The following is a 26,618-nucleotide window of genomic DNA, read 5'->3' on the forward strand; positions in this document are numbered from 1 at the left end:
CGGCAGGCGGAACGTTACCTCAGCGCAACCACCGTCGGACAGGCGCGCTCCAGCGCCAGAGGCGGGACGCGCGGATGCGGGCCAGGACCGCGGCATCCTGTTCGAGCGCCGGCAATCGCCCGAACACGAGGCGATGGGCTTCGCCGAGCGCGGCCAGCTGGAGTTCGCGATCGGTCAGCTGGTCGGCGGTCCAGGCGCGCGCTTCCTCGGAGGCGCGGGCGCGCGCAATTTCGAATCGCACCTGCGTGGTGGCCAGCGCGAGCTCGGTGCGTGTCGCTTCCCGGTCCGCCGTATCCATGCGCAGGTGGGCGAGCGTGACGCCGGCGTCGGCCAGGGCGTCCGGGCGCGCGTAGATGCACAGCACCTGTTCGCCCGCCCCGCCGGCATTCGGCCAATCGCGCAGGTCGGTGGCCGCGGCGTGCGCGAGCATCCAGCCGTTGCGCGCGACGGGCAACGTGTTCGGCGCGAACGCAACGAAATGCTCGGGATGCAGCTTGCGTTCGCGATACGGCAACAACAACACGACGAAGCGCTCGGCGCGCGCGGCGATCGCGTCGAACACGGCCCACGGGTCGCGGAAGTGCGCCAAGGTGTTGGACGAAAAGGCGACATCGCAGGGTTCGTCGAATGCGCCCTCGGCGCCCGGCGCAGCGCGCATGTCGCCGACGCGGAACCGCAGCTGCGGATGCCGGGCCTGCGCGCGCGCGATCGCCTCGTCCGAGAAATCCACGCCGACCGCGTCGACTCCCAACGCCTCGGCCAGCACACGTGTTCCGGATCCTTCCGCGCAGCCCCAGTCGCACAAGCGCGACCGTCGACCCGCGATGCATGCCTTGAACCACCCCGGCATCGCCTCCAGCGCGACGTGCGCGAAGCAACGCGATTGCGCTTCGCCACCGAGCGACGCCCAGTCCGTGCGGAAGCGATGATCCCAATAGGCGTGGCTGTTGACCGGGGGCACGAAGCGGTCCTGCGGAAGGGAGCGCGATCGTCGCTGTCCAGACCGGAAAGGTCCCCGCGCAACGTCTGCGGCGGGACTATGCAAGCTCTGCGAATGCCCCGGTATTGTTCTTGGGGCCCGGACCTTTCGGGCAGATTCCGCTTCCGTCAGACCGCGATGCGGTGCTCGACGATCAGCTGGATCGCATCGCCGCCGCGGTAATCGTCCACCGACAAGCGATACGCCAGGTGCACGCGCGACGGCGGCGGCGTGCCGGTCCAGCCGCCGAAATGGATCGCATCGACGGGCTTCGCGCGGCCGGGCACGCGCACCGTCAGCTTCAAATGCCGCTGGCCCACGACGCGCCAGTCGGTGACGTCGAATTCGCCATCGAACATCGGCTCGGGGAACGCCTGGCCCCACGGGCCGCCGTCGCGCAGGCCTTCGGCATGGCGACGATCGAACTCGGCGACGTCGAGCGCGCCGTCGCTGACCAGTTCGGCCTGCAGCGCCGCCGGATCGAGTACGCGTTCGACATGCGTGCGCAGCGCTTCGGAGAACGCGTCGAGCGCCGCGTGCGGCAACGTCAGGCCCGCCGCCATCGCATGCCCGCCGAAGCGCGGGATCAGGCCCGGCAACGCGGTGTCCACCGCGGCCAGCGCATCGCGGATGTGCAGCCCGGGGATCGAACGCGCCGAACCCCGCAACGAATCGCTGCCGGGTTCCGCGGGCGCGAACGCCACCACCGGACGATGCACGCGTTCCTTCATGCGCGAGGCGACGAGCCCCACGACGCCCGGATGCCACGCCGGATCGAACAGGCACACCACCGGTGGCAACGCGCCGTCGAGCACGACGCGTGCGAGCGCGGCTTCCGCATCGTCGGTCATGTCCTGCTGCACGCCGCGGCGTTCGGCGTTGATCTCGCCCAGCGTGGCGGCCAGCGTGCGCGCGTGCGAGGCGTCGTCGGACAACAGGCATTCGATGCCCAGCGCCATGTCTTCCAGGCGCCCGGCGGCATTGATGCGCGGCGCGAGCGCGTAGCCGATGTCGGACGCGGTGAGCGTGCGCGCATCGCGGCCGGCGCTTTCGATCAAGGCCTGCAGGCCCGCGCACCCCTGCCCCGCGCGCAGGCGACGCATGCCCGCGCCGACGAGCGCGCGGTTGTTCGCATCGAGCGGCACGAGGTCGGCGACGGTGCCGACGGCGACGAGGTCGAGCAGCACCGACAGGTCCGGCTCCGCGCCCGCGGTGAACGCGCCGCCTTCGCGCAGGCGGCGACGCAGGGCAAGCAGCACGTAGAACATCACGCCGACGCCCGCGAGCGCCTTGCTCGGGAAGCCGTCGTCGCGCAGGTTCGGATCGACGATCGCGTGCGCATCGGGCAGCGTCGTGCCCGGCAAGTGGTGGTCGGTGACGAGGACCTGCCAGCCGCGCGCCCGCGCCGCGGCGACGCCGGCGTGGCACGCGATGCCGTGGTCGACCGTCACCAGCAGGTCGGGCTGCAGCGCCGCCAGGTCATCGACGAGGCCCGGCGACAACCCGTAGCCGTGCACCGCGCGATTCGGCACCGCGTGCGACACGCGCTGCGCGCCCAGCAACCGCAGGCCGCGCACGCCGACCGCACACGCCGTCGCGCCATCGCAATCGAAGTCGCCGACGACCACGATGTGCCGATCCTGCGCGATCGCATCGGCGAGCAACTGCGTCGCAACATCGAGCCCGCCCATCGTTTCGGGCGCATGCAGGCGCGCCAGGCGCGGTTGTGCGTCGTCCCAGTTCGCCGCACCACGCGCTGCATACAAGCGGCGCAGCAACGGCAGCACGTGGTCGGGCCAGTCGCCGCGCAGGTCGACCGGCGCACGACGCACGATGCGGCGTTCGAGCGTCATGCGTCCATCGCCGCGAGCGGCTTGCGCCAGAAACGCCAGCGCTGATGGCGGCGCAGCGTGAACCGCGTGCCGTCCTCGCAGTCGAGGTCGAGTTGCGCGAGCGTGCCGGCGCGCACGGCGTCGATGGCGGGCGACAGCCACGCGTCCGCCAACGCATGCAGGTCGCGCTGCGGGCGCAGGTCGTAGAGCGCAGGGCCGCCCGCGAATCGCGCAGGCAGGTCGGTCGCCGCGCAATTCGTCAACTGCGCAAGCGCACGCAACGTCACTTCATCGGAAGCGATCGACGCGTGCAGCGTCGTCACGTGGTCCGGCAATACGCCGCCGCCCCAGAACCACAAGGAATTCACGGGCGGCTTCCCGCGCGCCACGCGCTGCGCGTTCACCGGATGCTGGTGCAGCACCACCTGCGCTTCGCTCAGCAAGGCACGCCAGCGACGGCCTTCCGGCCCTTCGGGCAGGTGATCGAACAAATCGGCGCCCAGGGCTTCGTCGGGCGAGGCCATCGACGGCAACTTCGCCTCGCGCGGCAAGCGCAGGTACCAGCGCGCAGGCCGCGGCGCATCGATGGGAAATCCGGTGTCGCCGAACAACGGCCGCAAGGGTTGCAGCAACGCTTCGGCTTCGGCGGCATCGAGCTGCAACGCATCGCCGCACGCCAGCAAGCGTGCGCCGGAGAGGTCGGGTTGTACGTACGCGGGATCCGCGCGCAACCACGCGCCGGTGTTCGCATCGCTCGCATCGAATGCACGCGTCAACGCCGCGACGGGCCAGCCGCGCGGCAACAAGTCGAAATGCCGCAGCAACTGCGCGCGTTCGCCGGCTTCGCCATCCGCGCGATCGGCCCGCCCCAGTGCGATCGCGAGCGATGCCGGCATGCCCTGCCCCGCCAGGCGGATGCGCGCCGGCAGCAGGAACGTCGCGCGCCCGGGCGCGGCCATGGCCTCAGCCCTCGTAACGGACCGCGACGATCTCGAACTCGCGCTGCCCCGCGGGCGCGTCGATGGTGATCACGTCGCCCTCGTGCTTGCCGATCAGCGCACGCGCCACCGGCGAGGAAATCGCGATCAGGCCCTGCTTGATGTCGGCTTCCAGGTCCCCGACGATCTGGTAGCGCTTTTCTTCGCCGCTGTCGGCGTCGGCCAGTTCCACTGTCGCGCCGAACACGATGCGCGAGCCGGCGTTGAGCGAGGCCACGTCGATCACCTGCGCGTGCGAGAGCTCCGCTTCCAGCTGCTTGATGCGGCCTTCGATGAAGCCCTGCTGCTCGCGCGCGGCGTGGTACTCGGCGTTTTCCTTGAGATCGCCGTGCGCGCGCGCTTCGGCGATCGCGTGGATCACCGCCGGGCGCTTCACCGACTTCAGTTCTTCCAGCTCCGCGCGCAGGCGCTGTGCGCCCTGGACGGTCAACGGTGCACGGCTCATGCGAGGTTCAATTCCTGGTGCAGGTCCTGCAGCGCGTTCACGTCGCCCCGGCCGCGATGGTCGAGCGAGTTGAGGAGCGCGCGGGCGCCGGCGATGGTGGTGGAATACGTGACGCGATGCTGCAGGGCTTCGCGCCGGATCGAGAACGAGTCGGCGATCGCCTGCTTGCCCTCGGTGGTGTTGACGATATACACGATCTCGCCGTTCTTGATCAGGTCGACGATGTGCGGCCGGCCTTCGATCACCTTGTTGATCTGTTCGCAGGCGATGCCGTGTTCGCGCAGGTAGGCGGCCGTACCGCCGGTGGCGACCACCTTGTAGCCGCGGCGCACCAGGTCTTCGGCCACCGGCAGCACGCGCTGCTTGTCCGGGTCGCGCACGGAGACGAACGCCTTGCCCACCGGCGGCGACTTGATGCCGCCGGCTTCCTGCGCGCGCGCGAACGCGGCGCCGAAGCTGCGGCCCACGCCCATCACTTCGCCGGTCGAACGCATTTCCGGCCCGAGGATCGGATCGACGTTCTGGAACTTGGCGAACGGGAAGATGGCTTCCTTCACCGAGTAGTAGTCCGGCACGATTTCCTTCGTCGCGCCCTGCTCGGCGAGCGTCTTGCCCGCCATGCAGCGCGCGGCGATCTTCGCCAGCGGCACGCCGGTGGCCTTCGACACGAACGGCACGGTGCGCGAGGCGCGCGGGTTCACTTCGAGCAGGAAGATGGTGTCGTTGCCGGCTTCGTCCTGCTGGATCGCGAACTGCGTGTTCATCAGGCCGACGACGTTCAGCGCGCGCGCCAGGGCGATCACCTGCTCGCGCAGGCGGTCCTGCGTGGCGGCCGACAGCGAATACGGCGGCAGCGAGCACGAGGAGTCGCCCGAATGCACGCCGGCTTCCTCGATGTGCTCCATCACGCCGCCGATCAGCACGGCGCCGGTGTGGTCGGCGATGACGTCGACGTCCACTTCCACCGCGTTGTCGAGGAAGCGGTCCAGCAGCACCGGCGAATCGTTGGACACCTTCACCGCGTCGCGGATGTAGCGCGACAGGTCGGCGTCGGAATACACGATCTCCATCGCGCGGCCGCCGAGCACGTAGCTCGGGCGCACGACGAGCGGATAGCCCACCTGGCGCGCGAGCGCGATGGCTTCGTCGGGGTTTCGCGCGATGCGGTTCGGCGGCTGCAGCAGGCCGAGCTTGTCGACGAGTTGCTGGAAGCGTTCGCGGTCTTCGGCCAGGTCGATCGAATCCGGCGAGGTGCCGATCACCGGCACGCCGTTGGCTTCCAGCGCACGCGCGAGCTTGAGCGGCGTCTGCCCGCCGTACTGCACGATCACGCCCTTGGGCTGTTCGAGCTCGACGATCTCCAGCACGTCTTCGAGCGTGAGCGATTCGAAGTACAGGCGGTCGGACGTGTCGTAGTCGGTGGACACAGTTTCCGGGTTGCAGTTGACCATGATGGTCTCGTACCCGTCCTCGCGCAGCGCGAGGGCCGCGTGCACGCAGCAGTAGTCGAACTCGATGCCCTGCCCGATGCGGTTGGGGCCGCCACCGAGCACGATGATCTTGTCGCGCTTGGTCGGCAGCGCTTCGCACTCGTCTTCGTACGTGGAGTACAGGTAGGCGGTGCTGGTGGAGAACTCCGCCGCGCACGAGTCCACGCGCTTGTAAACGGGGCGCACGCCGAGCGCCTTGCGCAGCGCGCGCACGGCCGATTCGTTCGTGCCCACGAGTTGCGCGATGCGCGCATCGGAGAAGCCCTTGCGCTTGAGCGCGCGCAGGCGGCGCTTGTCGAGCGCGCCCAGGCCCGCGGCGGCGACTTCGCCTTCGATCGCCACCAGTTCCTCGATCTGGTCGAGGAACCACGGATCGACGAACGACAGCGCGTGCACGTCTTCCACCGACATGCCGGCGCGGAACGCATCGCCCAGGTGGAACATGCGTTCCGGGCCCGGTTCCTTCAGTTCGCGGCGCAGCTTGAGCATGTCCTCGTCGCTGGTGAGGTCCAGGCCCGTCGGGTCGAGGCCGACCTTGCCGGTCTCCAGGCCACGCAATGCCTTCTGCAGCGATTCCTGGAAGCTGCGGCCGATCGCCATCACCTCGCCCACCGACTTCATCTGCGTCGTCAGGCGCGCATCGGCGGCGGGGAACTTCTCGAACGCGAAGCGCGGGATCTTGGTGACCACGTAGTCGATCGACGGTTCGAACGAGGCCGGCGTCTTGCCGCCAGTGATCTCGTTGCGCAGTTCATCCAGCGTGTAGCCCACCGCGAGCTTGGCCGCGACCTTGGCGATCGGGAAGCCCGTGGCCTTGGACGCCAGCGCGGAGGAACGCGACACGCGGGGATTCATTTCGATGACGACCACGCGGCCTGTCTGCGCGTTGATGCCGAACTGCACGTTCGAACCGCCCGTGTCGACGCCGATCTTGCGCAGCACCGCGACCGAGGCATCGCGCAGGCGCTGGTATTCCTTGTCGGTGAGCGTCTGCGCCGGCGCGACGGTGATCGAGTCGCCGGTGTGCACGCCCATCGCATCGAGGTTTTCGATCGAGCAGACGATGATGCAGTTGTCCGCGGTGTCGCGGACCACTTCCATCTCGAATTCCTTCCAGCCCAGCACCGATTCCTCGACGAGGATCTCGTGCACAGGCGAGAGTTCCAGACCGCGCTTGGCGATCTCTTCGAACTCTTCCTTGTTGTAGGCGATGCCGCCGCCGGTGCCGCCGAGCGTGAACGAGGGGCGGATGATCGTGGGATAGCCGACCGTGGTCTGGATCTCGACCGCCTGTTCGAACGTGCGCGCGACCGCGGCCTTCGGGCAGTCCAGCCCGATCTCCGCCATCGCCACGCGGAACAGTTCGCGGTCTTCCGCCATGCGGATGGCATCGCGCGAGGCGCCGATCAGCTCGACGTTGTATTTCTCCAGCACGCCGTTGTCGGCCAGGTCGAGCGCGCAGTTCAGCGCGGTCTGGCCGCCCATCGTGGGAAGCAGCGCGTCGGGTTTCTCCTTCGCGATGATCTTCTCCACCGTCTGCCACTGGATCGGCTCGATGTAGACCGCATCGGCCATGCCCGGGTCGGTCATGATCGTGGCGGGGTTGGAGTTGACCAGCACGACGCGATAGCCCTCGTCGCGCAGCGCCTTGCAGGCTTGTGCGCCGGAGTAGTCGAACTCGCAGGCCTGGCCGATGACGATCGGCCCTGCGCCGATGATCAGGACGGTCTTGATGTCTGTGCGCTTGGGCATTGCGTCCTCGACTCAGTACAAACGATCCAGCCACCGCTCGCGCGGCAGCCAGGTGATCTTGTTCGCATCGGTGGCCTGCACCTGGCCGGCGTCGATGGCGGCGCGCACGCGCGCCTGCATCTCGTTCCAGCTGGGGGCCGTCGCGCCGATCTGCGCGCCGATGCGGTTGTTGTGGGCGTCCATCGCGCGCATGTCGCTGCCCTGGCCGTCGCGTTCCATCACGTGCGTGACGAGCGCGACGAGGCGCGGCGACGTCGTGTACGCGACGGTCGCGCTGGCCAGCGTGTGGCGATACGCATCCGCGGGCCCGTTGCGCCCGCCTGGCAGGTTCGCGCTGAACCAGTGCGCGTACACCGTGCCGAGCACGAACGTCGGATAGGCCGCGAGCACCAGGAACGTGGCGGCGAACAATTTCAGTTTGCGCGAAGTCTTGGACATCAGCGGGACCGGGGACCGGGGACCAGGGACCGGGGCTCGAGCTTTTCGATCAGCGCCTGATGGAGACGACGAAGCATCTTGCTGACCGTTTCGCAGCGCTCCAGGGCTTCGCTGATGTCGGGTTCGATGGCGAATCCGAGCGCCTTCGACAGCAATGGCTGCGTCTGCAGTTCGGCCGCGGAGCCGCACGCTTGCGAAACGAACCGCGCGTAATCGCGAGTTGTTGCGCGTGCATTGCCCTCCGCGATATTCGACGGAATCGAAACCGCGGAACGCTGCATCTGGGACGACAACCCGAATCGCTCGTCGCGCGGAAAGGCCGACGTCAGCGAGTACACGGACGCAGCGAGGTCCATGGACTTCTGCCAGACATCCAGTTCGCGGAAGTGGCTCGGTGTCACGCCGCTCCTCCCCGGTCCCTGGTCCCCGGTCCCCGGTCCCGCATCGCGTCGATGAACTTGTCGAACAAGGGCGCAACGTCGTGCGGGCCGGGGCTGGCTTCCGGGTGGCCCTGGAAGGAGAACGCCGGTGCATCCGTGAGTGCGATGCCCTGGTTGGAACCATCGAACAACGACCGGTGCGTCACGCGCGCGTTCGCCGGCAGCGATGCCTCGTCGACCGCGAAGCCGTGGTTCTGCGAGGTGATCATCACGCGACCGGTATCGAGGTCGATCACCGGGTGGTTGGCGCCGTGGTGGCCGAACTTCATCTTGCTGGTGGTCGCGCCGATCGCCAGGCCGAGCAGTTGGTGGCCGAGGCAGATGCCGTAGGTCGGGACTTTCTTGTCTACGAAGGTGCGGATGGCGGCGATCGCGTAATCGCACGGCGCCGGATCGCCCGGGCCGTTCGACAGGAACACGCCGTCCGGCTGCATCGCGAGCACCTGGTCGGCCGGGGTTTGCGCCGGCACCACCGTGACGTCGCAGCCGCGCTCGGCCAGCATGCGCAGGATGTTCTGCTTCACGCCGAAGTCGTAGGCGACCACTTTGTATTTCGCCGGCGTGGAGGCGAACAGGTTGGAATCGAGGTCGAGCTGGCCTTCGCGCCACGAATAGGCGTCGCGCGTGGTCACGTCCTTCGCCAGGTCCATGCCTTTCAGGCCGGGGAACTTGCGCGCGGCTTCCAGCGCCTTCTCGACATCCAGCACGTCATCGGCCGAGGCCGCGGCCAGCAGCGCGCCGTTCTGCGCGCCGCCGTCGCGCAGCAGGCGCGTGAGCTTGCGGGTGTCGATGTCAGCGATGGCGACCACGCCGCGCTGGCGCATCCACTCCGGCAAGGCCTGCTGGTTGCGCCAGTTGCTCGGGCGGCGCGGCACGTCGCGCACGATGAGGCCCGCGGCCCACACCTGGCGGGCTTCGTCGTCCTGCGGCGTGCAACCGGTGTTGCCGATGTGCGGATAGGTCAGCGTGACGAGCTGGCGGGCGTAGGAGGGATCCGTGAGGATTTCCTGGTAGCCGGTCATCGCGGTGTTGAACACCACTTCGCCGACCGACAGGCCGGGCGCGCCGACGGAAACGCCCTCGAAGATCGTTCCGTCTTCGAGCGCGAGGATGGCAGGTAGGGTCACGGGCTTCGCCTTGATGGGGGAGTGCCCCCTGGCTGCACCCCGGATCGCGCGACGTTGGCGCACGAAAATCGCAGGTTGCAGCAAAGCACGGACTCGGGATCTTTCCGGTCCGGCTGGCAGTGGGCGGGCGAGCCGGAATTGTACGGGCGTCGCCCGGAAATACCAACGATTTCTTTGCGTTATCGCCTGCCCGGCCCCGCCCCGCCCCGCACGAGGCGTGAGGCTTGCTGCCCCCGATGGGTTATCCCAGCGCGTCGGCGATGCGGTAGCGGCCGGCCGGCTGGCGCGCGAGCCAGGCGGCGGCATGCAGCGCGCCGCGGGCGAAGATGTCGCGGTCGGTGGCGCGATGGATCAGTTCGATGCGCTCGCCGAGGGTGGCGAACTGCACGGTGTGCTCGCCCACGATGTCGCCCGCGCGCAGCGATGCATACCGCGGCGTCGCCCCGCCCCGCGTGGCGGCTTCGCCCAGCGTGAGCGCGGTGCCGGACGGTGCGTCGAGCTTGCGCACGTGGTGCTGCTCGACGATGTCGCAGTCCCAGCCCGGCAGTGCACGCGCCGCGCGTTCGACCATGTCCACGAGCACGGCCACGCCGAGGCTGAAGTTGGTGGCCCACAACACGGGGATGCGCGTGGCCGCCGCATCGAGCGCGGCCTGCTGCGCATCGGACAGGCCCGTCGTGCCGGTGACCAGCGGTCGGCCGTGTTCGACGCAATGCGCGAGCAATGCATCGAAGGCTTCCGGCAGGCTGAAGTCGATGACCACGTCGCTGTCGGGCGTGCCGCCCAGTTCGCCGGCGGCGAATTGCGAGACGCCGTCGATGACGCGCTGCCCGACCTTGCGCGACACCGCACCGACGACCTGCAAGTCTTCACGCGACGACGACAAGCGCAGCAGTGCCTGGCCCATGCGGCCATTCGCGCCATGGAGCAACACGCGCAGGGGTGTGTTCGTTTGCATGGACGCGAGGCTAACGGACTTCACGCGTGCGCGCCATTCATGGATGTGTCGAAGATTTCACGCGAACAGCTCGACCGTTGCTCGCACGGCGTCCTCCACTGGTCGCCCCGTGACCCGTGTTGACCGGTCTGTCACGCATTTCACGGTCTGCTGTTCGAAGACGACCGAACGGGGGGACGGTGCGCATCGCGCGCACGTGGCTGCCGAACGGTGCTTCGACGAAATTCCGCCGTTCTGCAGGAGCCCCTCCCCATGATTTCGCTTTCCCGCCGCAAGTTCGTCCAGGGTGCGGCCGCCATGCCGCTGGCGCTGTGGCTTTCACGCAATGCATTCGCGCAATCGGCGCCCATCGTCCGCTACGACATCGCCACGCCGCAGGGCGCGGACATGCTGGCGACCTACGCCAATGCGATCCGCCTGATGCAGTCGCGCCCGGAGAACGATCCGCGCAGCTGGCTGTGGCAGTGGTACACGCACTTCGTCAACGGTGCGACCACCAAGGCCGCGGAAGTCACCCGCATCTTCGGCACGACCGTCACGCCGGAGAGCACGCTGGCCAACGACATGTGGAATACGTGCCAGTCCCATGCGGGGCAGAACACGAACCACTTCCTGCCGTGGCACCGCATGTTCACGTTCTTCTTCGAACAGATCGTGCGCGAGGTCAGCGGTCGCGCGGACTTCTCGCTGCCTTACTGGGATTACACCTCCAGCGATCCCCTCAAGCGCGGCATCCTGCCGATCCAGTTCCGCTCGCCGAACGATCCGGTGTTCAACGTGCTGTATCGCCCCGAGCGCCTGGCGCTGGCGAACGGCGGACAACGCATCGACAAGAACCAGCCGACCGACCAGATGGACATCACGTCCACGATGGCGACGACCAACTACAGCGTCGTCGGCGACGTGCAGGGCTTCTGCCGCGCGGTCGACTCGGGCATCCACGGTCGCATCCACGTGCTGGTCGGCAACACCAAGGGCATGGGCGCGGTGCCGTACGCGGCGCGCGATCCGTTGTTCTGGGTGCACCACTCCAACATCGACCGCCTGTGGGCGAGCTGGAACGCGAACTTCGGTGGCGTGAACCCGGCGACGGCCTCGTGGGCGACGAAGGTGTTCACCTTCGCCGACCGCACCGGCCAGCGCGTGAGCGGCAAGCTGAAGGACTTCTTCGACATCGCGCCGCTCGGGTTCTCGTACGACAACCTGATCTTCCCGCCGCCGCCCCCGCCGCCCCCGCCGCAGCAGCCGCCGCCGTCCGGCAGCGGCACGACCACGACGCCGAAGACCAAGGGCCACAAGCTCGTGGTGGGCAGCACCGTCGATCGCATCGCCGCGTCCACCGGCATGGCCGACCTGGGCGCCACCGCGACCAACGTGACCGTGCGTCCGATCTCCGCCGCCAAGGCCGCCACCAGCAACGTGCTGGGCCTGGCCGCGGAAACCTCGCCGCTGCGCAGCTACCTGGTGCTGAAGAACCTGCACACCTGGAAGCAGCCGGAAGTGCTGTACCACGTGTACCTCACGCCGTCCCGCGGCGGTGGCCTCAACAAGAACAACTACGTGGGCGCGATCAACTTCTTCGACGCCGAATTCCACGACCACGGCGGCGGCAGCAAGCTGGACGCAGCGCTGGGCGAGAACTTCTTCAGCTTCGATGTGACCGACCTGCTGCGTCGCTACGAACGCAGCGGCGCGGTCAGCCGCGATGCGCTGCAAGTCACGTTCGTGCCGGGCGGGAAGGCTCGCGCGGATGCAGGCGCGATGGTCGCGACCGTGGAAATCGTGCGGCAGTAAGACCGCATGTGTCGCGCGCCCCGCGGGGCGCGCGACGGGAGCGCAGGGAGGCGCATGAACGACTCGTTCACTCGCATTGACTCTGCCATCACCGGGGGCACCCGAAGGTGCGGCCCATTGATTCGCACAACGCGATGAAGGAGTGGTCGTGACCAGCTTTTCCCGCCGTACGTTCCTGCAAGGCCTCGCGGCCGCGCCCATCGCGCTTGGCGCTTCGGGCTCCGTGTTCGCTGCGACCACGCCGGTCCGCTACGACATCGCCACCGCCGACGGTGCGCGCATGCTCGAGATCTACGCCAACGCCGTGCGCGCGATGCAGGGCATGGGCCCCGACAATCCCCTGAGCTGGTCGTGGCAGTGGTACACGCACTTCGTCAACGGCGCGACCAACAAGGCCGCCGAACTCACGCGCATCTTCGGCGACACACCGACGCCGATGCGCACGCTGGCCGAGGAAGTCTGGAACACGTGCCAGTCGCACTCCGGGCAGAACGCCAGCTACTTCCTGCCGTGGCACCGCTTCTACGTGTGGACGATGGAACGCATCGTGCGCCAGGTGAGCGGGCATCCGGAATTCACGATGCCCTACTGGGATTACTGCTCCGCCGATCCCGCGCGCCGCGGCGTGCTGCCGGAACAGTTCCGCCTGCCGAACGACCCGGTGTACGACTGCCTGTATCGCGCCAATCGCACCACGCTCGCCAATTCCGGCCAGCCGATCCAGCTGAACCAGCCGGGCGATGCGATGGACATCAACGACATCATGGCGAAGACGGCCTACAACACCGTCGGCTCGGTGACGGGCTTCTGCCGCGCGATCGACTCGGGCATCCACGGCCGCATCCACACGCTGGTCGGCAACGGCCGCGGCATGGGCGCGGTGCCGTACGCGGGCAACGATCCGTTGTTCTGCGTGCACCACGCCAACATCGACCGCATCTGGGCCAGCTGGAACAAGAACGGCAACAAGAACCCGACCGATCCGATCGCCTACCCGTGGATCACCACGTCGTTCGCGATGGCCGACGCCAACGGCGCGCGCATCTCGCGCCAGGTCAAGAATCTCTACAGCGCATTGCAGCTGGGATACGACTATGACCGCTTCGTGCCGAAGCCGCCGGTGACCACCACCACGCCGCCGCCCACCACCACGCTGGCCGCCAAGTCCGCGGCCGCGACCGCCACGCGCATCGCCGCCGCGCAGACCGAAGCCGACCTCGGCGCCACGCCCACCAAGGTGCGCATGCTGCGCATCAGCGGCACGCGCAAGACGGACGTGCTGGGCCTGGACACCGACAACCGCCGCGCATTGCTCGTGCTGCGCAAGCTGCACACCTGGAAGCAGCCGGAAGTGCTGTACCACGTGTACATCACCGCGCGCCCCACCGATCCGGTGGACAACGCGCACTACGTCGGCGCGATCAACTTCTTCGACGCCGAGTTCCACGACCACGGCGGCGGCAGCAAGCTCGATGAAGCGTTGGGCGAGAATTTCTTCAGCTTCGACGTCACCGCGCTGTTGAACACGATCGCGAAGAAGCCCCACGGCGTGGCCGCGGGGAGCGAGTTGTACGTGACTTTCGTGCCGGGCGGACGCCCGGTGTCGGGTGCGAACCCGATGGTCGCTTCGATCGAACTGGTGCGGCAGTAACTGCCTGGGCCCCTCTCCCGTTCGGGAGAGGGGTCAACTGATCATTCGGTCCCAGAAGCCCTTCACCCCGTCGAGGAACGTCGAGGCTTTCGGCGAATGGCGCCGCGCGCCCTCGCCGACGAAGGTGGCTTCGAACTTCTCCAGCAACTCGCGCTGTTCCGGCGTGAGGTTGACCGGCGTTTCCACCGCGACCTTGCAATACAGGTCGCCCGGCGCGCGGCTGCGCACCGAACGCACGCCGCGATCGCGCAGGCGGAACACCTTGCCGCTCTGCGTTTCGGCGGGGATGCGCAGTTCGATGTCGCCGCCCAGCGTGGGCACGCGGATCGAATCGCCCAGCGCCGCCTGCGAGATGCGCACCGGCACTTCGCAATGCAGGTCGTCGCCTTCGCGCTCGAAGATGTCGTGCGGACGCACGCGCACTTCCACGTACAGGTCGCCCGGCGGCGTGCCCGGCGGACCGGCCTCGCCTTCGCCGGACAAGCGGATGCGGTCGCCGTTGTCGACGCCCGCGGGGATCTTCACCGAGAGCACCTTTTCTTCCTCCAGGCGCCCCTGCCCCACGCACGGCTTGCACGGGTTGATGATGACCTTGCCGCGCCCTGCGCAATGCGGGCACGTCTGCTGCATCTGGAAGATGCCGCGCTGCATGCGCACCTGGCCGCGGCCGTGGCACGTGGTGCAGTTTTCCACCTGGCCGTCGGCCGATCCCGACCCGTTGCAGTGCTGGCACGAGACGAGCGTGGGGACTTCGACGCGCTTCTCGATGCCCGAGACCGCTTCTTCGAGATCGAGCTCCATCACGTAGCCGATGTCGGCGCCGCGCCGCGGGCCACCGCGCCCGCCGGCCCCGCCGCCGAAGATGTTGCCGAAGATGTCCCCGAAGATGTCGCCCATGTCGGCGTAACCGCCCGGGCCACCACCCCCACCGCCGCCCATGCCGTGTTCGAATGCAGCGTGGCCGTGCTGGTCGTACATGCGGCGCTTGGCCGCGTCCGACAGCACTTCGTAGGCTTCCTTGCATTCCTTGAACGCGGCTTCCGCAGCGTGGTCGCCGGGATTGCGATCGGGGTGGTGCTTCATCGCGCAGCGGCGATAGGCCTTCTTCAGGTCTTCGTCGCTGGCGTCGCGGGCCACGCCCAGGGTTTCGTAGTAGTCGCGTTTGCTCATGGAGCCGGGTTCTTCGAAAAAGTGCGAAAGCTTATACGGCGGGGCCCGGGACCGGATCGGCGGATGTCGCCTTTCGCAGACCCGGGCCCCGTTTCCGCATGACCGGGACGGCCGTTACTTGTTGTCGTCCTTGACTTCGGTGAACTCAGCGTCCACCACGTCGTCGTTGCGCGGCGCACCTCCCTGCGGGCCGCCGGCGTCGCCGCCGCCGCCCTGCCCGGCCGAGGCCGCCGCCACCAGCGACTGCGCGGCTTCCTCGAGCGCGCGGGTCTTCGCGTCGATCTGGCCCTTGTCGTCGCCCTTCATCGCGGTCTCGAGGTCGGCGAGCGCGCCTTCGACGCGGCCGATCACGTCGCCCGGCACCTTGCTGCCGTGCTCGGTGATCGCATTGCGCACCGAATGGATCATCGCGTCGGCGGTGTTGCGCGCCGTCACCAGCTCATGGAACTTCTTGTCGTCTTCGCGATGGGCTTCGGCGTCCTGCACCATCTGCTTGATCTCGTCTTCCGACAGGCCCGAGCCGGCCTTGATCTCGACCTTCTGCTCCTTGCCCGTCTTCTTGTCCTTGGCGTGCACGTGCAGGATGCCGTTGGCGTCGATGTCGAAGGAGACTTCGATCTGCGGCATGCCGCGCGGCGCGGCGTCGATGCCGGCCAGGTCGAAGCGCGCGAGCGACTTGTTGAAGCGCGCCTGTTCGCGTTCGCCCTGCAGCACGTGCACCGTCACCGCGGACTGGTTGTCGTCCGCCGTGGAGAAGACCTGCGAGGCCTTGGTCGGGATGGTGGTGTTCTTCTCGATGATCTTGGTGAACACGCCGCCGAGGGTTTCGATGCCCAGGCTGAGCGGGGTCACGTCGAGCAGCAGCACGTCCTTGACGTCGCCGGCCAGCACGCCGCCCTGGATCGCCGCGCCCAGCGCGACCGCTTCATCCGGGTTGACGTCCTTGCGCGGTTCCTTGCCGAAGAACTCGCCCACCGCCTGCTGCACCTTCGGCATGCGGGTCTGGCCGCCGACGAGGATGACTTCGCTGATTTCGCTCGCGCGCAGGCCGGCGTCGTTCAGCGCGATGCGGCACGGTTCGATCGTCTTCTTGACGAGGTCGTCGACCAGCGCTTCGAGCTTGGCGCGCGTGAGCTTGATGTTGAGGTGTTTCGGGCCCGAGGCATCGGCCGTGACGTACGGCAGGTTCACTTCGGTCTGCTGCGCGGAGGACAGCTCGATCTTCGCGCGCTCGGCGGCGTCCTTCAGGCGCTGCAGCGCGAGCGGATCCTTGCGCAGGTCGATGCCCTGGTCCTTGAGGAATTCCTCGACGAGGTAATCGATGACGCGCTTGTCGAAGTCTTCGCCGCCCAGGAACGTGTCGCCGTTGGTGGAGAGCACTTCCACCTGCATCTCGCCGTCCACGGACGCGATCTCGATGATCGACACGTCGAACGTGCCGCCGCCCAGGTCGTACACCGCGATCTTGCGGTCGCCGCCCTTCTTGTCCATGCCATAGGCCAGCGCGGCCGCGGTGGGCTCGTTGATGATGCGCTTGACGTCCAGGCCCGCGATGCGGCCGGCGTCCTTGGTGGCCTGGCGCTGGCTGTCGTTGAAGTACGCCGGCACCGTGATGACCGCTTCGGTCACCGTCTCGCCGAGGTAGGCCTCGGCCGTCTTCTTCATCTTCTCCAGCACGCGCGCGGAGATTTCCTGCGGCGAGAGGTTCTTGCCGTCGCTCGTGGCCACCCACGCGTCGCCGTTGTCATGGCCCATGATCTGGTACGGGACCAGGCCGATGTCCTTCTGCACTTCGGCGTCCTGGAACTTGCGGCCGATGAGGCGCTTGACGGCGAAGAAGGTGTTCTTGGGATTGGTGACGGCCTGGCGCTTGGCGGATGCGCCGACCAGCACTTCGCCGTCCTTGGTGTACGCCACGATCGACGGGGTGGTGCGGTCGCCTTCGCTGTTCTCGATGACGCGCGCCTTGCCGCCTTCCATGATGGCCACGCACGAATTGGTGGTGCCGAGGTCGATGCCGATGATCTTGCCCATGTGTTGCTCCCTCCGGGGATGTCGCTATTCGAAATTGGTTGGCGGGCTGCCCGCCGGACTGCACGTGATGTAGGGGCCGCTTGGCCGCCTTCAAGGCTCGGTCGTTGCGTTCAATCGTGTTTCGCGACCACGACCAGCGCCGGGCGCAGCAGTCGCTCGTTCAGCACGTAGCCCTTCTGGAAGGTCTGCGCGACCGCGCCGGGCGGCAACGCGCCGGCCTCGACCATGCTCATCGCCTGGTGGCGTTCGGGGTCGAAGCTGTCGCCGGCCTGCGGGAACACTTCGACGAGGCCGTTGGTCTCGGCGATGCGGTGCAGCTGGCGCAGCGTGAGCTCCAGGCCTTCGCGGAGGGGGTCGGATTGCGCGGCGGCGGCAAGGCCCGCTTCCATGCTGTCGAACAGCGGGAGCAGCTCGGTGAGCAGGCGTTCGTTGGCGAACTTGCGCGCCTGCTCCACGTCGCGGGCCAGGCGCTTGCGCTGGTTGTCGAGGTCGGCGCGTTCGCGCAGCGCCTCGGCGCGCAATTGCTCGACTTCGCCCTTGAGTTGTTCGATCTGGTCCTGGGGAGACAGCTCGCCTTCCAGGGCGGCGTCGCTGTCCTGCGGGTGTTCGTGGGTCATCTGGAAAGGTCCGTGGTTCGGCGGCGTCCTCCGCCCGAACCCCCCGCATGCGGTCGCCGGCCGGGGCTTTCAAGGCCCGGGGCCCCGTTCAGTCCTTCGGCGGCGCCTCCAGGGCGGCCCCGAGGACGTCGGCGGCGGCCTGCACGACGGGGATCACCCGGTCGTAGGCCATGCGCGTGGGGCCGATCACCCCGAGCACGCCCAGCACGCGCCCGCCGGCGACGTAGGGCGCGGTGACCATCGAGACCGATTCGAGCGGCGCCATGCCGGTCTCCTCGCCGATGAAGATGCGCACGCCCGGGGCGCGCGCGGTGCGTTCGAGCAGCTGCAGGATCTCGCGCTTGCGGGCGAAGGCTTCGAACAGGTCGCGCAGGCGGTCCAGGTCGGACAGGTCCTGCACGCCCATCAGGCGCGTCTGGCCGGCCAGCACCACGTCGTCCTCCACGCCCGGCGCCAGCGCCTGTTCGGCCAGTTCGACGGTGTGCGCCAGCAGCGTTTCCATTTCGCTGCGCGCGTTGTTCAACTCCTGCACCAGGCGCGCGCGGATCTCCGCGAGCGGGCGTCCGGCGAAGTGCTGGTTGAGGTAGTTGGCCGCGCGTTCCAGCTCGCCCGCGTCGTAGGGGCGGCGCGTGTGCAGGATGCGGTTCTGCACGTCGTTGTCGGCGAAGACGAGGATCGCCAGCACGCGCTGCGCATCCAGCGGGACGAAATCGATGTGGCGGAAGGCGAACTGCTCGCGCTTGGGCACCCCGACCACGCCGACGAAATGCGTCATCGCCGACAACAGTTCCGACGCGCTGCCCAGCAGGGCCTGCGTGCCCGACCCGGCCGGCAGCTCCTGGCGCAGGCGCGCGAGCTCCCCTTCGGGCAGCGAACGCACCTGCAGCAGCGAATCCACGAACACCCGGTAGCCCTGCGTGGTCGGGATGCGGCCAGCGGAGGTGTGCGGCGAACTCAGGAGCCCGCCCTCCTCCAGGTCCGCGAGGATGTTACGGATGGTCGCCGGGCTGATGTCCAGGCCCGCGTGGCGGGCCAGCGTCTGCGAACCGACCGGTTCGCCATCGTGGATGTAGCGCCCGATCAGCGTGCGCAGCAGGTGCCGTGCGCGCGGATCGAGGTCGCCGGGGAGTTGCGTGCGCGAAGCCATGGGGCGGGTATACGGCGCGCGGCAGGTGGGCGCAAGCGGATTGCGTTGCACGCAGTCTCGGTTCCTGCGACGACGAATCTTTTACGCTATCGCCCCATGCTCACCCATCTCGCCATCAAGGACTTCGCGGTCGTCCGCGCGGCCGAACTCGATTTCGCCGCGGGCCTGACCGTGATTTCCGGCGAAACCGGCGCGGGCAAGTCGCTGCTGGTCGACGCGCTGGGCTTCCTGTCCGGGGCGCGCGCCGACAGCGGCGTGGTGCGCCACGGGGCTGAACGCGCGGAACTGGTCGCGGTGTTCGACCTGTCCGATGCGCCCGCGGCCGCCGCCTGGCTGCAGGAACAGGACCTCGACGACACCGATGCCGGCGCGACATGCCAGTTGCGCCGCACGCTGCGCGCCGACGGTGGTTCGAAGGCGTGGATCAACGGCCGCCCCGCGACGATCGCCCAGGTGGCCGAACTCGCCGGGCGCCTGGTCGAAATCCACGGCCAGCACGAACACCAGGCGTTGATGGCGCGCGGCAGCCAGCTCGCGCTGCTCGATGCCTTCGGCCGGCACGCGCCGTTGCAGGCGCAGGTGCAGGCCGCCGCGCGCACGTGGGCGGCGCTGGTGCGCGAACGCGACGCGCTCTCGCAACGCGGCGATCCCGGCGATCGCATCGCCTTCCTCGAACACCAGCTGCAGGAATTGCAGCGCGATGCGCTGGAGCCCGCGGCGTTCGCCGACCTCGTCGCCGCGCACCGCCGCCATGCGCACGCCGCCGGCCTGATCGAAGCCTGCGACGCCGCCGCCGCGCGCCTGGGTGGCGAAGACGGTCCGGCCCTCGGGCGCCAGCTGCAGCAGATGCGCAACGACCTCGCGCGCCAGGCCGAACACGAACCGCGCCTGCTCGAGATCGACGCGATGCTCGACACCGCCGCGATCCAGCTCGACGAAGCGGCGTCCCTGCTGGAACGCGTCCGCGCCGACCTGGACCTCGACCCCACCGCCTTCGACGACCTGGACCGCAAGCTCACGCGCCTGCACGACTTGGCGCGCAAGCACCGCATCGCGCCCGAAGGCCTGGCCGCGCAACGCGATGCCCTCGTCGCGGAGCTCGAATCCCTGCGCGGCGCCGAAGACCGCGTGCGCGCGCTCGATGGCGAAATCGAATCGGCCCGCCTCGCGTGGGCGAAGCACGCCGCCACGCTGACGAAAGCCCGCACGCAGGCGGCGAAGTCGCTCGCATCGTCCACGACCACGCTGATCGGCGAGCTCGGCATGGGCGGCGGCGCGTTCTCGGTGTCGATCGAACCCAACCCCGCGGCCGATCCGGATCCGCAAGGCGCCGAGCGCATCGAATTCCTCGTCGCCGCCAATCCCGGCCAGCCCGCGCGCGCGTTGCGCAAGGTCGCCTCCGGCGGCGAACTCTCGCGCATCTCGCTCGCGATCGAAGTCGCCGCGCTCGGCCTGGACGCCGTGCCCACGATGGTGTTCGACGAGGTGGATTCGGGCATCGGCGGCGCGGTGGCGGACATCGTCGGCCAGAAGCTGCGTGCGCTCGGTGCGAAACGCCAGGTGTTGTGCGTGACCCACCTGCCGCAGGTCGCCGCGCAGGGCAACGCCCATTACCGCGTCAGCAAGGCCGCCAGCGACGGCATGACCCAGAGCGCCGTGCGCCAGCTGGAAGCGAAGGACCGCGAGGAAGAACTCGCCCGCATGCTGGGTGGCGTGGAAGTGAGCAAGGAAGCGCGCGCCGCGGCGCGGCGGTTGCTGGCGGACGTGGGCTAGCGCTTCTTGCGCACGTAGAGCACCAGCGCGTGCTCTTCGATCTCGTACCCGTGCTGCGCCGCGATCTGCCGTTGCAGGTCTTCGATCTCCGCGCTCTGGAACTCGATGACCTTGCCGGTCTCGATGTCGACCATGTGGTCGTGGTGCTCGCCGCGGTCCAGCTCGTACACCGCGTGGCCACCCTCGAAGTTGTGCTTGAGCACCAGCCCGGCCGCCTCGAATTGCGTGAGCACCCGGTAAACGGTGGCCAGCCCGATTTCGTCCCCGTGGTCCAGCAGCAACCGGTAGATGTCCTCGGCCGTCATGTGGCGCGGGCGGGACTGTTCCAACAGCTCGAGGATCCGCATCCGCGGATGCGTGACCTTGAGCCCGAGCTTGCGCAGATCCTGCTGTTCCATGGCGGCGGAGTGTATCATCGGCCCCCTTCCGACCCCCCGCGACAGGTTCCATGCGCAAGCTCTTGATGGTCCTCGCCCTCGCCGTCCTCACCGCGGGCTGCGGCATGCTCTACCGCCAGCCGATCTACCAGGGCAACCTCCTCGAGAAGTCCAACGTCGACCAACTGGCCGAAGGCATGGACAAGCGCCAGGTGATGGCGCTGCTCGGGACGCCCTCCGTCGCCGATCCCTTCCACCACGATCGCTGGGACTACATCGCCACCGAGCGCACCGGCCGCGTGGGCAAGACCGAGGTCAAGACGCTCACGGTCTTCTTCGCCAACGACCAGCTGCAGAAGTGGGAAGGCGAATATTTCCCCGAACAGGACAAGGCCCTGGCGGCGGACATGCGTTCGCGCTTCGGCAACCTGCCGAAGGACAAGAAAAAGAAGGGCGCGCGCCACTAAGCGCGCGTCGTCACCGCGCGGCCCGGTTCCGCCGCGCCTGTTTCGGATCCACCACCAGCGGCCGCAGCAACTCGATGCGGTCGCCTGCGTGCAACACCGCATCGGCTTCCGCGCGCACGCCGTGGATCGCCTGGCCATCCACGCCCCGCGCCCGCAGCGCCTCCGCGTCCAGGCCCGCCTGCACCAGCGCATCGCCCAGCGTCGCCCCTTCGGGCACGTCCACCGCCCACGCCTCGCAGCGATGCGGCCACGCCAGCACGATGTCGATGCGCATGCGCGCGCCGCTCACTCCGCGCCGCGGTCGGCGGCGCGCACGAAGTCGTCGACCATGCGGTCGGCCAGCCCCTGGAAGCCGATCGCGAAGGCCGGCCCCAGCAGTTTGTTCTTCGGTTCGAAGTCGAGCGTCAGCGTGACCTTGCACGCCGATTCGTCGAGCGCATGGAACTGCCAGCGCCCGTGCAACTGCTTGAACGGCCCGTCCCGGAGTTGCATGTCGATGTGGTGCGGCGGCGACAGGGTGTTTTCCGTCGTGAACCACGTGCGCAGCGAGCCCAGCCCCAGGTCCAGCCGCGCGACCACGCGGGTGTCGTCGCGTTCCAGGATGTCCGCCGATTCGCACCAGTCGAACCGGCGCGGATACGCGGCGATGTCGTTCACGAGCGCGAACATGCGGGCCGCCGAATGCTCGACGAGGGCGCTGCGTGTGATGGTGGGCATGGGCGCGGGTTCGCTTACGGGGGCGGCATCGGCGAGAATGCCCGCCATGAACAAGCAGGCGGCCAAGGATAAGGGAAACAGCGGCGCGGGCGCGCCGAAGAAGAAGGACAAGGCGCCGGCCCAGAAGACCATCGCGCTCAACAAGCGCGCCAAGCACGAGTACCACCTGGAGCAGAAGGTCGAAGCGGGCCTGGCGCTGCAGGGCTGGGAACTCAAGGCGATCCGGGCGGGCCGGGCCAACATCGGCGAAAGCTACGCGATCGTGAAGGACGGCGAACTCTTCCTGTTCGGCGCGCAGATCACCCCGCTCATCATGGCGTCCACGCACGTCATCGCCGACGCGCACCGCACCCGCAAGCTGCTGCTGCATCGCCGCGAGATCGACCAGCTGGTCGGCCGCGTGCAGCGCGACGGCTACACGCTGGTACCCACTGCGCTGTACTGGAGCGGCAGCAAGGTGAAGGCCGAGCTCGCGCTGGCGAAGGGCAAGCAGACGCACGACAAGCGCGAGGCCAGCAAGGAACGCGACTGGAACCGCGAGAAGCAGCGCGTGCTGCGCCGGCACAACAAGAACGCCTGACGCATTTCAGCGCGGCGTGCGCCTGCGGTCCGGCTCCGCGTCCGGATGCGGCGCCAGCGTGAACGAGAACACCGCGCCCTCGCCCGGCACGCCACTGGCGAACAACGCGCCGCCATGGCGTTCGACGATGCGCTTGGCCGTCGCCAGGCCGATGCCCTCGCCCGCGAACTTCGCATCGTCGTGCAGGCGCTGGAACGGGCGGAACAACTTGTCCGCGTACGCCGGATCGAAGCCCATGCCGTTGTCGCTGACGTAGAACGAAAACCCGTCGGCTTCCACGCCGAACTCGATGCGCCCGTCGGGTTTCTCGCGCGTGAACTTCCACGCATTGCCGAGCAGGTTCTGCAGGAGGCTGCGCACCAATGCGCGGTCGCCGCGCGCGCTGAGGTGCGGTGCGATCTCCACGGCCACGCGGCGCTGCGGCTCGATGGCCTGCAACTCCGCGATGATCTCGTGCGCCATGCGCGACAGGTCGAGCAGTTCGGGCTGCAGTTCGCCGCGGCCCACGCGCGACACCTTCAGCAACGCTTCGATCAGCTCGCTCATGCGCGCCGCCGCGCCGCGGATGCGCACCAGGTAATCGCGGCCGGTGTCGTCGAGCACCGGCGCGTAGCGATCGCCGAGCACGCGGCCGAAGCCTTCGATCGCGCGCAATGGTGCGCGCAGGTCGTGCGAGATCGAATACGCGAACGTCTCCAGCCCGCGATTGGCTTCGCTCAGTTCGCGCGTGCGCGTTTCGACGCGCGCCTCCAGCGTGCGGTTGAGCGCACGCACGCGGGACTCGCTGCGCCGGTGCGCCGCCGACATGCGTGCCGCCAGCCGCTGCGCACGCGATTCGGTATAGGCCAGCGACCACGCGATGCCGAACAACAGCAGCGATGCAAGCAGGCCGACGACCAACGCGGTGCGCAAAGGACGCAGCCCTGGCGCGGCCACTTCCTGCGGCGCCGACGCGAATTCGAACTGCCACGTGCGGCCGTACGAACTCGCGCGCTGTTCGTAACGGAACGTCGCGTCGGTACGCAACGGATAGTCGCCGTCCGAATACAGCATCGCGCGCGTGCCGCCCGTGACATCGAGGATGCGGAAGGCGACGTTGCGCTGGATCGGCCGCAGCGCCGTCGCCACGAAGCGCGGCACGCGCACTGGCGAATACACCCAGCCGCTGAGCGCGTCGTAGCGTTCGGCATAGGTCGCCGGCGCCTGGCCGCCGCGGAACACCGGCGCATACACCAGGAATCCCGCCGCTTCGGGATCGAGGTCCTGCAGCAGGTGCACGCGACCTGTCATGCGCGGCGCCGCGTCGCGCAACGCCGCTTCCATCGCGGCGTGGCGCACGGGCTCGGAATACATGTCGTAACCGACGACGTTGAGGTTCTCGGCGGTCTTGGGTTCGAGGTAGAAGATCGGCGCGTAGTGCGTGCGCACGCCGTGCGGCCAAACGCTGAACAAGCCGCGGCCCGCCGCGCGCGCATCCAGTTGCAACTGCTCCATCCCGTGCGCGTCGGTGTAGGCCGCGAAGCCCAGGCCCGTCATCGCCGGGAAGCGCACCGGCAGGTCCAGCCCGTCCACGTACGCCTGCCACTGCCGCGGGCTAGGCCGCGTCACGCTGGCGAACAGCGCCGCGCCGCCGCGGATGGTCAGTTCGTAGTTCACCAGGCGCTGCTGCACCAGCTCCACGATTTCCTGGCACGAGGCCTGGAACTCGGCGTGCGCGGCCTTCAGTTCGCGCTCGCGCGCCGCCCGCCAGGCCAGCACGACCAGCAACGTGGAGGCGATCAGCACGAGCACCGCCAGCACGAAGCCACTGCGGCTCGTGGCCTCGATGGCGTCCTGGTCGGGCGGGATGGGCTCGTTCGGGGGCACGGGCTGCATGGGGCGAAGCATAGACTGCGATGAATCGCCGCTGGCCCCTCCGGCCGCGATCCGGCGCTTCGCCTTGCCTGCACGGCGCGCGGGCCTATACTGCGCCGGTCAGCGTGATTGATGTTCCCCGGGGGTGCACTGGCTTCGACGGGGGTCGCGAAATCGCTTGGCGCATGCCGAGGGGGTAGCTTTCCTCGTTAATCCAGCTGCAAAAACCTAGACGCGAACGACGACGTCTACGCTCTGGCCGCTTAAGGCCTAGCCCCGAACCCACTTGTGCCTGTGCTCGTGGATGTAGGGTCATCATCACAGGATCGGTTGGAGTGGCGACCCGTCAGCTTCGACTTAACTTAAAGCGGGTATGTCCTGCGGTGTGCCTCGCACGTCGTGTTGCCACAGGCCGAGAACGAACGGCGAGCTAAGCATGTAGTGCCGGGGATGGAGTGCCTTCGGACGGGGGTTCAATTCCCCCCACCTCCACCAGTTGAAGGAAAAGGCCCGCCCAGCGCGGGCCTTTTCTTTATTACTTTCAATACCTTAGCGATCGAAGTGCTATGAAGGTGTTACCCCCATATCAGATCGTTGTCGCGCCGGTTGTGTAGATATATACACTGAGATCACCTCTCAGTTCCTCGGTATGCACAATGTCCGCGCCCGTGCCTGCACGTTCCCGTCGCGAGTCCGCACTGACGGATAGGTTCATCGCTTCGATAAAGAAGTCTGGCGTATACGTCGACGGTGGCGGCCTCGCGCTGCACGTGCTTGAGACTGGCACGATGAGTTGGCGGCTTCGTTACCGCTTCGACGGCCGCGCGGCGATCGCGGTGCTTGGCACATATCCCGCGATGAGCCTCGCAAAGGCGCGCGCGGCAGCCGAAGACGCACGCCGGGAAGTCAAAGTGGGCATCCGGCCGCTCGGGGTCAAGCGTGCGGAACAACGTGCACGGGGCGCGACGCGTGCGAACGGGTCGACGCTCGGGGAAGTCGCCGAGAAGTGGTTCGACATGGCGAAAGCAGACGCTTGGTCGGACAGCACCGCCAAAAAGACACGCGGCAGGCTCGACCTTCATCTCAGGCCGACAGCATTGTGGCAGACGCCGATTCGTGACATCGACGTAGCAACGGTCACCCCGCTTCTCGACAAACTGCACCGCGAAAAGCCAGACACGGCGAAAAAGATAAAGCAAATGCTCAATGGGATATTCCGTTGGGCGTTGGCGCGCGGCGTCGTGCCGCACAACCCCATCCCAGAAACAAGGCCGGGAAGCGGCATGCGAGGCCGGAGGGCAATGGAACGCGAGGGCAAGCGTTTGCCGGCGGTCACCGAACTGCGGGCGTTGGGCGATCTCCTTCGAAGGATCGATCAGGCACAGGCATCGTGGCAGGTACGCGGCGCGCTGTTCCTGTGCGCGATGACCGCACAGCGACCCGGGCGCGTCGTCGCCGCGCGCTGGGACGAATTCAACCTAACCGGGAAGAACCCGGCCTGGACGATCCCCCGCGACCTTCAGAAGAACTCCGACGGTTCGCGCGGCGATCACGTTATTCCGCTTGCGCCGAACGTTGTGAACTGGCTGAAGACGCTTCCGCGCGGCATCGAGTTCGTGTTCGAAACGACGACCGGCCATGTGACGTTGGAGGCGCCGAGCAAGTTACTTCGTTCAATCGGTTTCGCCGGCACACACACCCCGCACGGGTTTAGAAGTTCGTTCTCGACGTTGGCCAACGCGGCGAGCCGTAAGGATGCAAGCCGCATGTTCGATCGCGTCGACATCGAACATGTGCTCGACCACGAAATTCTAAACGATACCGTCCGCAGCTACGACCGCGCGCGCGCCCTGCCCCGACTACGAGTCATTCTTGAATGGTGGGCGACCACTCTCCTGGCCGCGAAGGCACGCTAGCCCCCTCGTCGGCGTTCTGTTGTGTGGAGCTTCGGAGCCTGATTCGCTTTACCAACCACTGG

The 26,618-nt window shown here is 68.1% G+C and carries 23 protein-coding genes and 1 other RNA gene; 7 read left to right on the plus strand and 17 right to left on the minus strand.

The window, feature by feature from the left end; genetic code table 11:
* Nucleotides 1–19: 19 nt before the first annotated feature.
* The 9 genes from LYSCAS_RS14535 to dapB all read right to left on the minus strand — a co-directional run bounded on the left by LYSCAS_RS14535 (nt 20) and on the right by dapB (nt 10,459).
* Complete coding sequence (locus LYSCAS_RS14535; RefSeq protein WP_213434762.1) at nt 20–961, minus strand: class I SAM-dependent methyltransferase; 942 nt, start codon at nt 959–961, stop codon at nt 20–22.
* A 146-nt stretch (nt 962–1,107) separates the two neighbouring features.
* Nucleotides 1,108–2,832: a single-stranded-DNA-specific exonuclease RecJ gene (gene recJ / locus LYSCAS_RS14540; RefSeq protein WP_213434763.1), complete on the minus strand. Its 1,725-nt coding sequence runs from the start codon at nt 2,830–2,832 to the stop codon at nt 1,108–1,110.
* Nucleotides 2,829–3,770, minus strand: coding sequence for a phosphoglycerate mutase (locus tag LYSCAS_RS14545; protein WP_213434764.1), 942 nt, complete (start codon nt 3,768–3,770; stop codon nt 2,829–2,831). The genes recJ and LYSCAS_RS14545 overlap by 4 nt, the downstream gene beginning before the upstream one ends.
* 4 nt (nt 3,771–3,774) lie before the next feature.
* The gene (gene greA / locus LYSCAS_RS14550; protein WP_213434765.1) at nt 3,775–4,254 is read right to left on the minus strand and encodes a transcription elongation factor GreA; all 480 of its coding nucleotides are present in this window, start codon (nt 4,252–4,254) and stop codon (nt 3,775–3,777) included.
* Nucleotides 4,251–7,496 (minus strand): carbamoyl-phosphate synthase large subunit, encoded by a 3,246-nt coding sequence (carB, locus tag LYSCAS_RS14555; RefSeq protein ID WP_213434766.1) that lies wholly within the window; start codon nt 7,494–7,496, stop codon nt 4,251–4,253. The genes greA and carB overlap by 4 nt, the downstream gene beginning before the upstream one ends.
* 12 nt (nt 7,497–7,508) lie before the next feature.
* On the minus strand, nt 7,509–7,934 hold the full coding sequence (locus LYSCAS_RS14560; protein WP_213434767.1) for a DUF6973 domain-containing protein: 426 nt from the start codon (nt 7,932–7,934) through the stop codon (nt 7,509–7,511).
* Nucleotides 7,934–8,335 (minus strand): four helix bundle protein, encoded by a 402-nt coding sequence (locus LYSCAS_RS14565; protein ID WP_213434768.1) that lies wholly within the window; start codon nt 8,333–8,335, stop codon nt 7,934–7,936. Before LYSCAS_RS14565 ends, LYSCAS_RS14560 begins: the two co-directional genes overlap by 1 nt.
* On the minus strand, nt 8,332–9,501 hold the full coding sequence (gene carA / locus LYSCAS_RS14570) for a glutamine-hydrolyzing carbamoyl-phosphate synthase small subunit (RefSeq protein WP_213434769.1): 1,170 nt from the start codon (nt 9,499–9,501) through the stop codon (nt 8,332–8,334). The genes LYSCAS_RS14565 and carA overlap by 4 nt, the downstream gene beginning before the upstream one ends.
* A gap of 241 nt (nt 9,502–9,742) precedes the next feature.
* Nucleotides 9,743–10,459 carry a 4-hydroxy-tetrahydrodipicolinate reductase gene (gene dapB / locus LYSCAS_RS14575; protein ID WP_213434770.1) on the minus strand — a complete coding sequence of 239 codons (717 nt, stop codon included), beginning with the start codon at nt 10,457–10,459 and terminating at the stop codon, nt 9,743–9,745.
* A gap of 252 nt (nt 10,460–10,711) precedes the next feature.
* On the opposite strand from dapB, the gene LYSCAS_RS14580 reads away from it, so the two are divergent.
* Both LYSCAS_RS14580 and LYSCAS_RS14585 read left to right on the plus strand, forming a co-directional pair.
* Nucleotides 10,712–12,253, plus strand: a complete 1,542-nt coding sequence (locus tag LYSCAS_RS14580) for a tyrosinase family protein (RefSeq protein WP_213434771.1) — start codon at nt 10,712–10,714, stop codon at nt 12,251–12,253.
* Between the two features lie 148 nt (nt 12,254–12,401).
* Nucleotides 12,402–13,904: a tyrosinase family protein gene (locus tag LYSCAS_RS14585; protein WP_213434772.1), complete on the plus strand. Its 1,503-nt coding sequence runs from the start codon at nt 12,402–12,404 to the stop codon at nt 13,902–13,904.
* Nucleotides 13,905–13,937: 33 nt separating this feature from the next.
* Here LYSCAS_RS14585 and dnaJ read toward each other — a convergent pair whose 3' ends face one another.
* The 4 genes from dnaJ to hrcA form a co-directional block, all read right to left on the minus strand.
* A complete protein-coding gene (gene dnaJ / locus LYSCAS_RS14590) occupies nt 13,938–15,074 on the minus strand; it encodes a molecular chaperone DnaJ (protein WP_213434773.1) in 1,137 nt (378 codons plus the stop codon).
* A 114-nt stretch (nt 15,075–15,188) separates the two neighbouring features.
* Nucleotides 15,189–17,108 (minus strand): molecular chaperone DnaK, encoded by a 1,920-nt coding sequence (dnaK, locus tag LYSCAS_RS14595; RefSeq protein WP_213434774.1) that lies wholly within the window; start codon nt 17,106–17,108, stop codon nt 15,189–15,191.
* Between the two features lie 110 nt (nt 17,109–17,218).
* Nucleotides 17,219–17,725 carry a nucleotide exchange factor GrpE gene (gene grpE, locus LYSCAS_RS14600; RefSeq protein WP_213434775.1) on the minus strand — a complete coding sequence of 169 codons (507 nt, stop codon included), beginning with the start codon at nt 17,723–17,725 and terminating at the stop codon, nt 17,219–17,221.
* Between the two features lie 88 nt (nt 17,726–17,813).
* A complete protein-coding gene (hrcA, locus tag LYSCAS_RS14605; RefSeq protein WP_213434776.1) occupies nt 17,814–18,872 on the minus strand; it encodes a heat-inducible transcriptional repressor HrcA in 1,059 nt (352 codons plus the stop codon).
* Between the two features lie 96 nt (nt 18,873–18,968).
* Here hrcA and recN point away from each other — a divergent pair, with 96 nt between their 5' ends.
* On the plus strand, nt 18,969–20,645 hold the full coding sequence (gene recN / locus LYSCAS_RS14610) for a DNA repair protein RecN (protein ID WP_213434777.1): 1,677 nt from the start codon (nt 18,969–18,971) through the stop codon (nt 20,643–20,645).
* Here recN and fur read toward each other — a convergent pair.
* Entirely contained in the window at nt 20,642–21,043 is a 402-nt protein-coding gene (gene fur / locus LYSCAS_RS14615; protein ID WP_213434778.1) for a ferric iron uptake transcriptional regulator, read from the minus strand. The genes recN and fur overlap by 4 nt on opposite strands.
* 50 nt (nt 21,044–21,093) lie before the next feature.
* On the opposite strand from fur, the gene LYSCAS_RS14620 reads away from it, so the two are divergent.
* Nucleotides 21,094–21,489, plus strand: coding sequence for an outer membrane protein assembly factor BamE (locus LYSCAS_RS14620; protein ID WP_213434779.1), 396 nt, complete (start codon nt 21,094–21,096; stop codon nt 21,487–21,489).
* Nucleotides 21,490–21,499: 10 nt separating this feature from the next.
* Here LYSCAS_RS14620 and LYSCAS_RS14625 read toward each other — a convergent pair whose 3' ends face one another.
* Together LYSCAS_RS14625 and LYSCAS_RS14630 are read right to left on the minus strand one after the other, a co-directional pair.
* Nucleotides 21,500–21,763 (minus strand): RnfH family protein, encoded by a 264-nt coding sequence (locus LYSCAS_RS14625; RefSeq protein WP_213434780.1) that lies wholly within the window; start codon nt 21,761–21,763, stop codon nt 21,500–21,502.
* An 11-nt stretch (nt 21,764–21,774) separates the two neighbouring features.
* Nucleotides 21,775–22,206 carry a type II toxin-antitoxin system RatA family toxin gene (locus LYSCAS_RS14630; protein WP_213434781.1) on the minus strand — a complete coding sequence of 144 codons (432 nt, stop codon included), beginning with the start codon at nt 22,204–22,206 and terminating at the stop codon, nt 21,775–21,777.
* A gap of 46 nt (nt 22,207–22,252) precedes the next feature.
* Between LYSCAS_RS14630 and smpB the strand changes: the two genes are divergently transcribed.
* The gene (gene smpB / locus LYSCAS_RS14635; RefSeq protein ID WP_213434782.1) at nt 22,253–22,786 is read left to right on the plus strand and encodes an SsrA-binding protein SmpB; all 534 of its coding nucleotides are present in this window, start codon (nt 22,253–22,255) and stop codon (nt 22,784–22,786) included.
* Nucleotides 22,787–22,792: 6 nt separating this feature from the next.
* On the opposite strand, the gene LYSCAS_RS14640 is transcribed toward smpB, so the two are convergent.
* Nucleotides 22,793–24,661 carry a sensor histidine kinase gene (locus tag LYSCAS_RS14640; protein ID WP_213434783.1) on the minus strand — a complete coding sequence of 623 codons (1,869 nt, stop codon included), beginning with the start codon at nt 24,659–24,661 and terminating at the stop codon, nt 22,793–22,795.
* Nucleotides 24,662–24,781: 120 nt separating this feature from the next.
* Here LYSCAS_RS14640 and ssrA point away from each other — a divergent pair.
* Nucleotides 24,782–25,135: a transfer-messenger RNA gene (gene ssrA, locus LYSCAS_RS14645) on the plus strand.
* Nucleotides 25,136–25,296: 161 nt separating this feature from the next.
* Complete coding sequence (locus tag LYSCAS_RS14650; RefSeq protein ID WP_213434784.1) at nt 25,297–26,556, plus strand: tyrosine-type recombinase/integrase; 1,260 nt, start codon at nt 25,297–25,299, stop codon at nt 26,554–26,556.
* The last annotated feature ends 62 nt before the right edge of the window (nt 26,557–26,618 follow it).

The organism is Noviluteimonas caseinilytica (genome assembly GCF_018406605.1).
GTDB lineage: Bacteria > Pseudomonadota > Gammaproteobacteria > Xanthomonadales > Xanthomonadaceae > Noviluteimonas > Noviluteimonas caseinilytica.

What these genes read in the sequence shown, in the direction of transcription:
- recJ (WP_213434763.1), bottom strand. Translation starts at nt 2,832, where the DNA reads ATGACGCTCGAACGCCGCATCGTGCGTCGTGCGCCGGTCGACCTGCGC.
- LYSCAS_RS14545 (WP_213434764.1), bottom strand. Translation starts at nt 3,770, where the DNA reads ATGGCCGCGCCCGGGCGCGCGACGTTCCTGCTGCCGGCGCGCATCCGC.
- greA (WP_213434765.1), bottom strand. Translation starts at nt 4,254, where the DNA reads ATGAGCCGTGCACCGTTGACCGTCCAGGGCGCACAGCGCCTGCGCGCG.
- carB (WP_213434766.1), bottom strand. Translation starts at nt 7,496, where the DNA reads ATGCCCAAGCGCACAGACATCAAGACCGTCCTGATCATCGGCGCAGGG.
- LYSCAS_RS14560 (WP_213434767.1), bottom strand. Translation starts at nt 7,934, where the DNA reads ATGTCCAAGACTTCGCGCAAACTGAAATTGTTCGCCGCCACGTTCCTG.
- dapB (WP_213434770.1), bottom strand. Translation starts at nt 10,459, where the DNA reads ATGCAAACGAACACACCCCTGCGCGTGTTGCTCCATGGCGCGAATGGC.
- LYSCAS_RS14580 (WP_213434771.1), top strand. Translation starts at nt 10,712, where the DNA reads ATGATTTCGCTTTCCCGCCGCAAGTTCGTCCAGGGTGCGGCCGCCATG.
- dnaJ (WP_213434773.1), bottom strand. Translation starts at nt 15,074, where the DNA reads ATGAGCAAACGCGACTACTACGAAACCCTGGGCGTGGCCCGCGACGCC.
- dnaK (WP_213434774.1), bottom strand. Translation starts at nt 17,108, where the DNA reads ATGGGCAAGATCATCGGCATCGACCTCGGCACCACCAATTCGTGCGTG.
- grpE (WP_213434775.1), bottom strand. Translation starts at nt 17,725, where the DNA reads ATGACCCACGAACACCCGCAGGACAGCGACGCCGCCCTGGAAGGCGAG.
- hrcA (WP_213434776.1), bottom strand. Translation starts at nt 18,872, where the DNA reads ATGGCTTCGCGCACGCAACTCCCCGGCGACCTCGATCCGCGCGCACGG.
- recN (WP_213434777.1), top strand. Translation starts at nt 18,969, where the DNA reads ATGCTCACCCATCTCGCCATCAAGGACTTCGCGGTCGTCCGCGCGGCC.
- fur (WP_213434778.1), bottom strand. Translation starts at nt 21,043, where the DNA reads ATGGAACAGCAGGATCTGCGCAAGCTCGGGCTCAAGGTCACGCATCCG.
- LYSCAS_RS14620 (WP_213434779.1), top strand. Translation starts at nt 21,094, where the DNA reads ATGCGCAAGCTCTTGATGGTCCTCGCCCTCGCCGTCCTCACCGCGGGC.
- LYSCAS_RS14625 (WP_213434780.1), bottom strand. Translation starts at nt 21,763, where the DNA reads ATGCGCATCGACATCGTGCTGGCGTGGCCGCATCGCTGCGAGGCGTGG.
- LYSCAS_RS14630 (WP_213434781.1), bottom strand. Translation starts at nt 22,206, where the DNA reads ATGCCCACCATCACACGCAGCGCCCTCGTCGAGCATTCGGCGGCCCGC.
- smpB (WP_213434782.1), top strand. Translation starts at nt 22,253, where the DNA reads ATGAACAAGCAGGCGGCCAAGGATAAGGGAAACAGCGGCGCGGGCGCG.
- LYSCAS_RS14640 (WP_213434783.1), bottom strand. Translation starts at nt 24,661, where the DNA reads ATGCAGCCCGTGCCCCCGAACGAGCCCATCCCGCCCGACCAGGACGCC.
- LYSCAS_RS14650 (WP_213434784.1), top strand. Translation starts at nt 25,297, where the DNA reads ATGTCCGCGCCCGTGCCTGCACGTTCCCGTCGCGAGTCCGCACTGACG.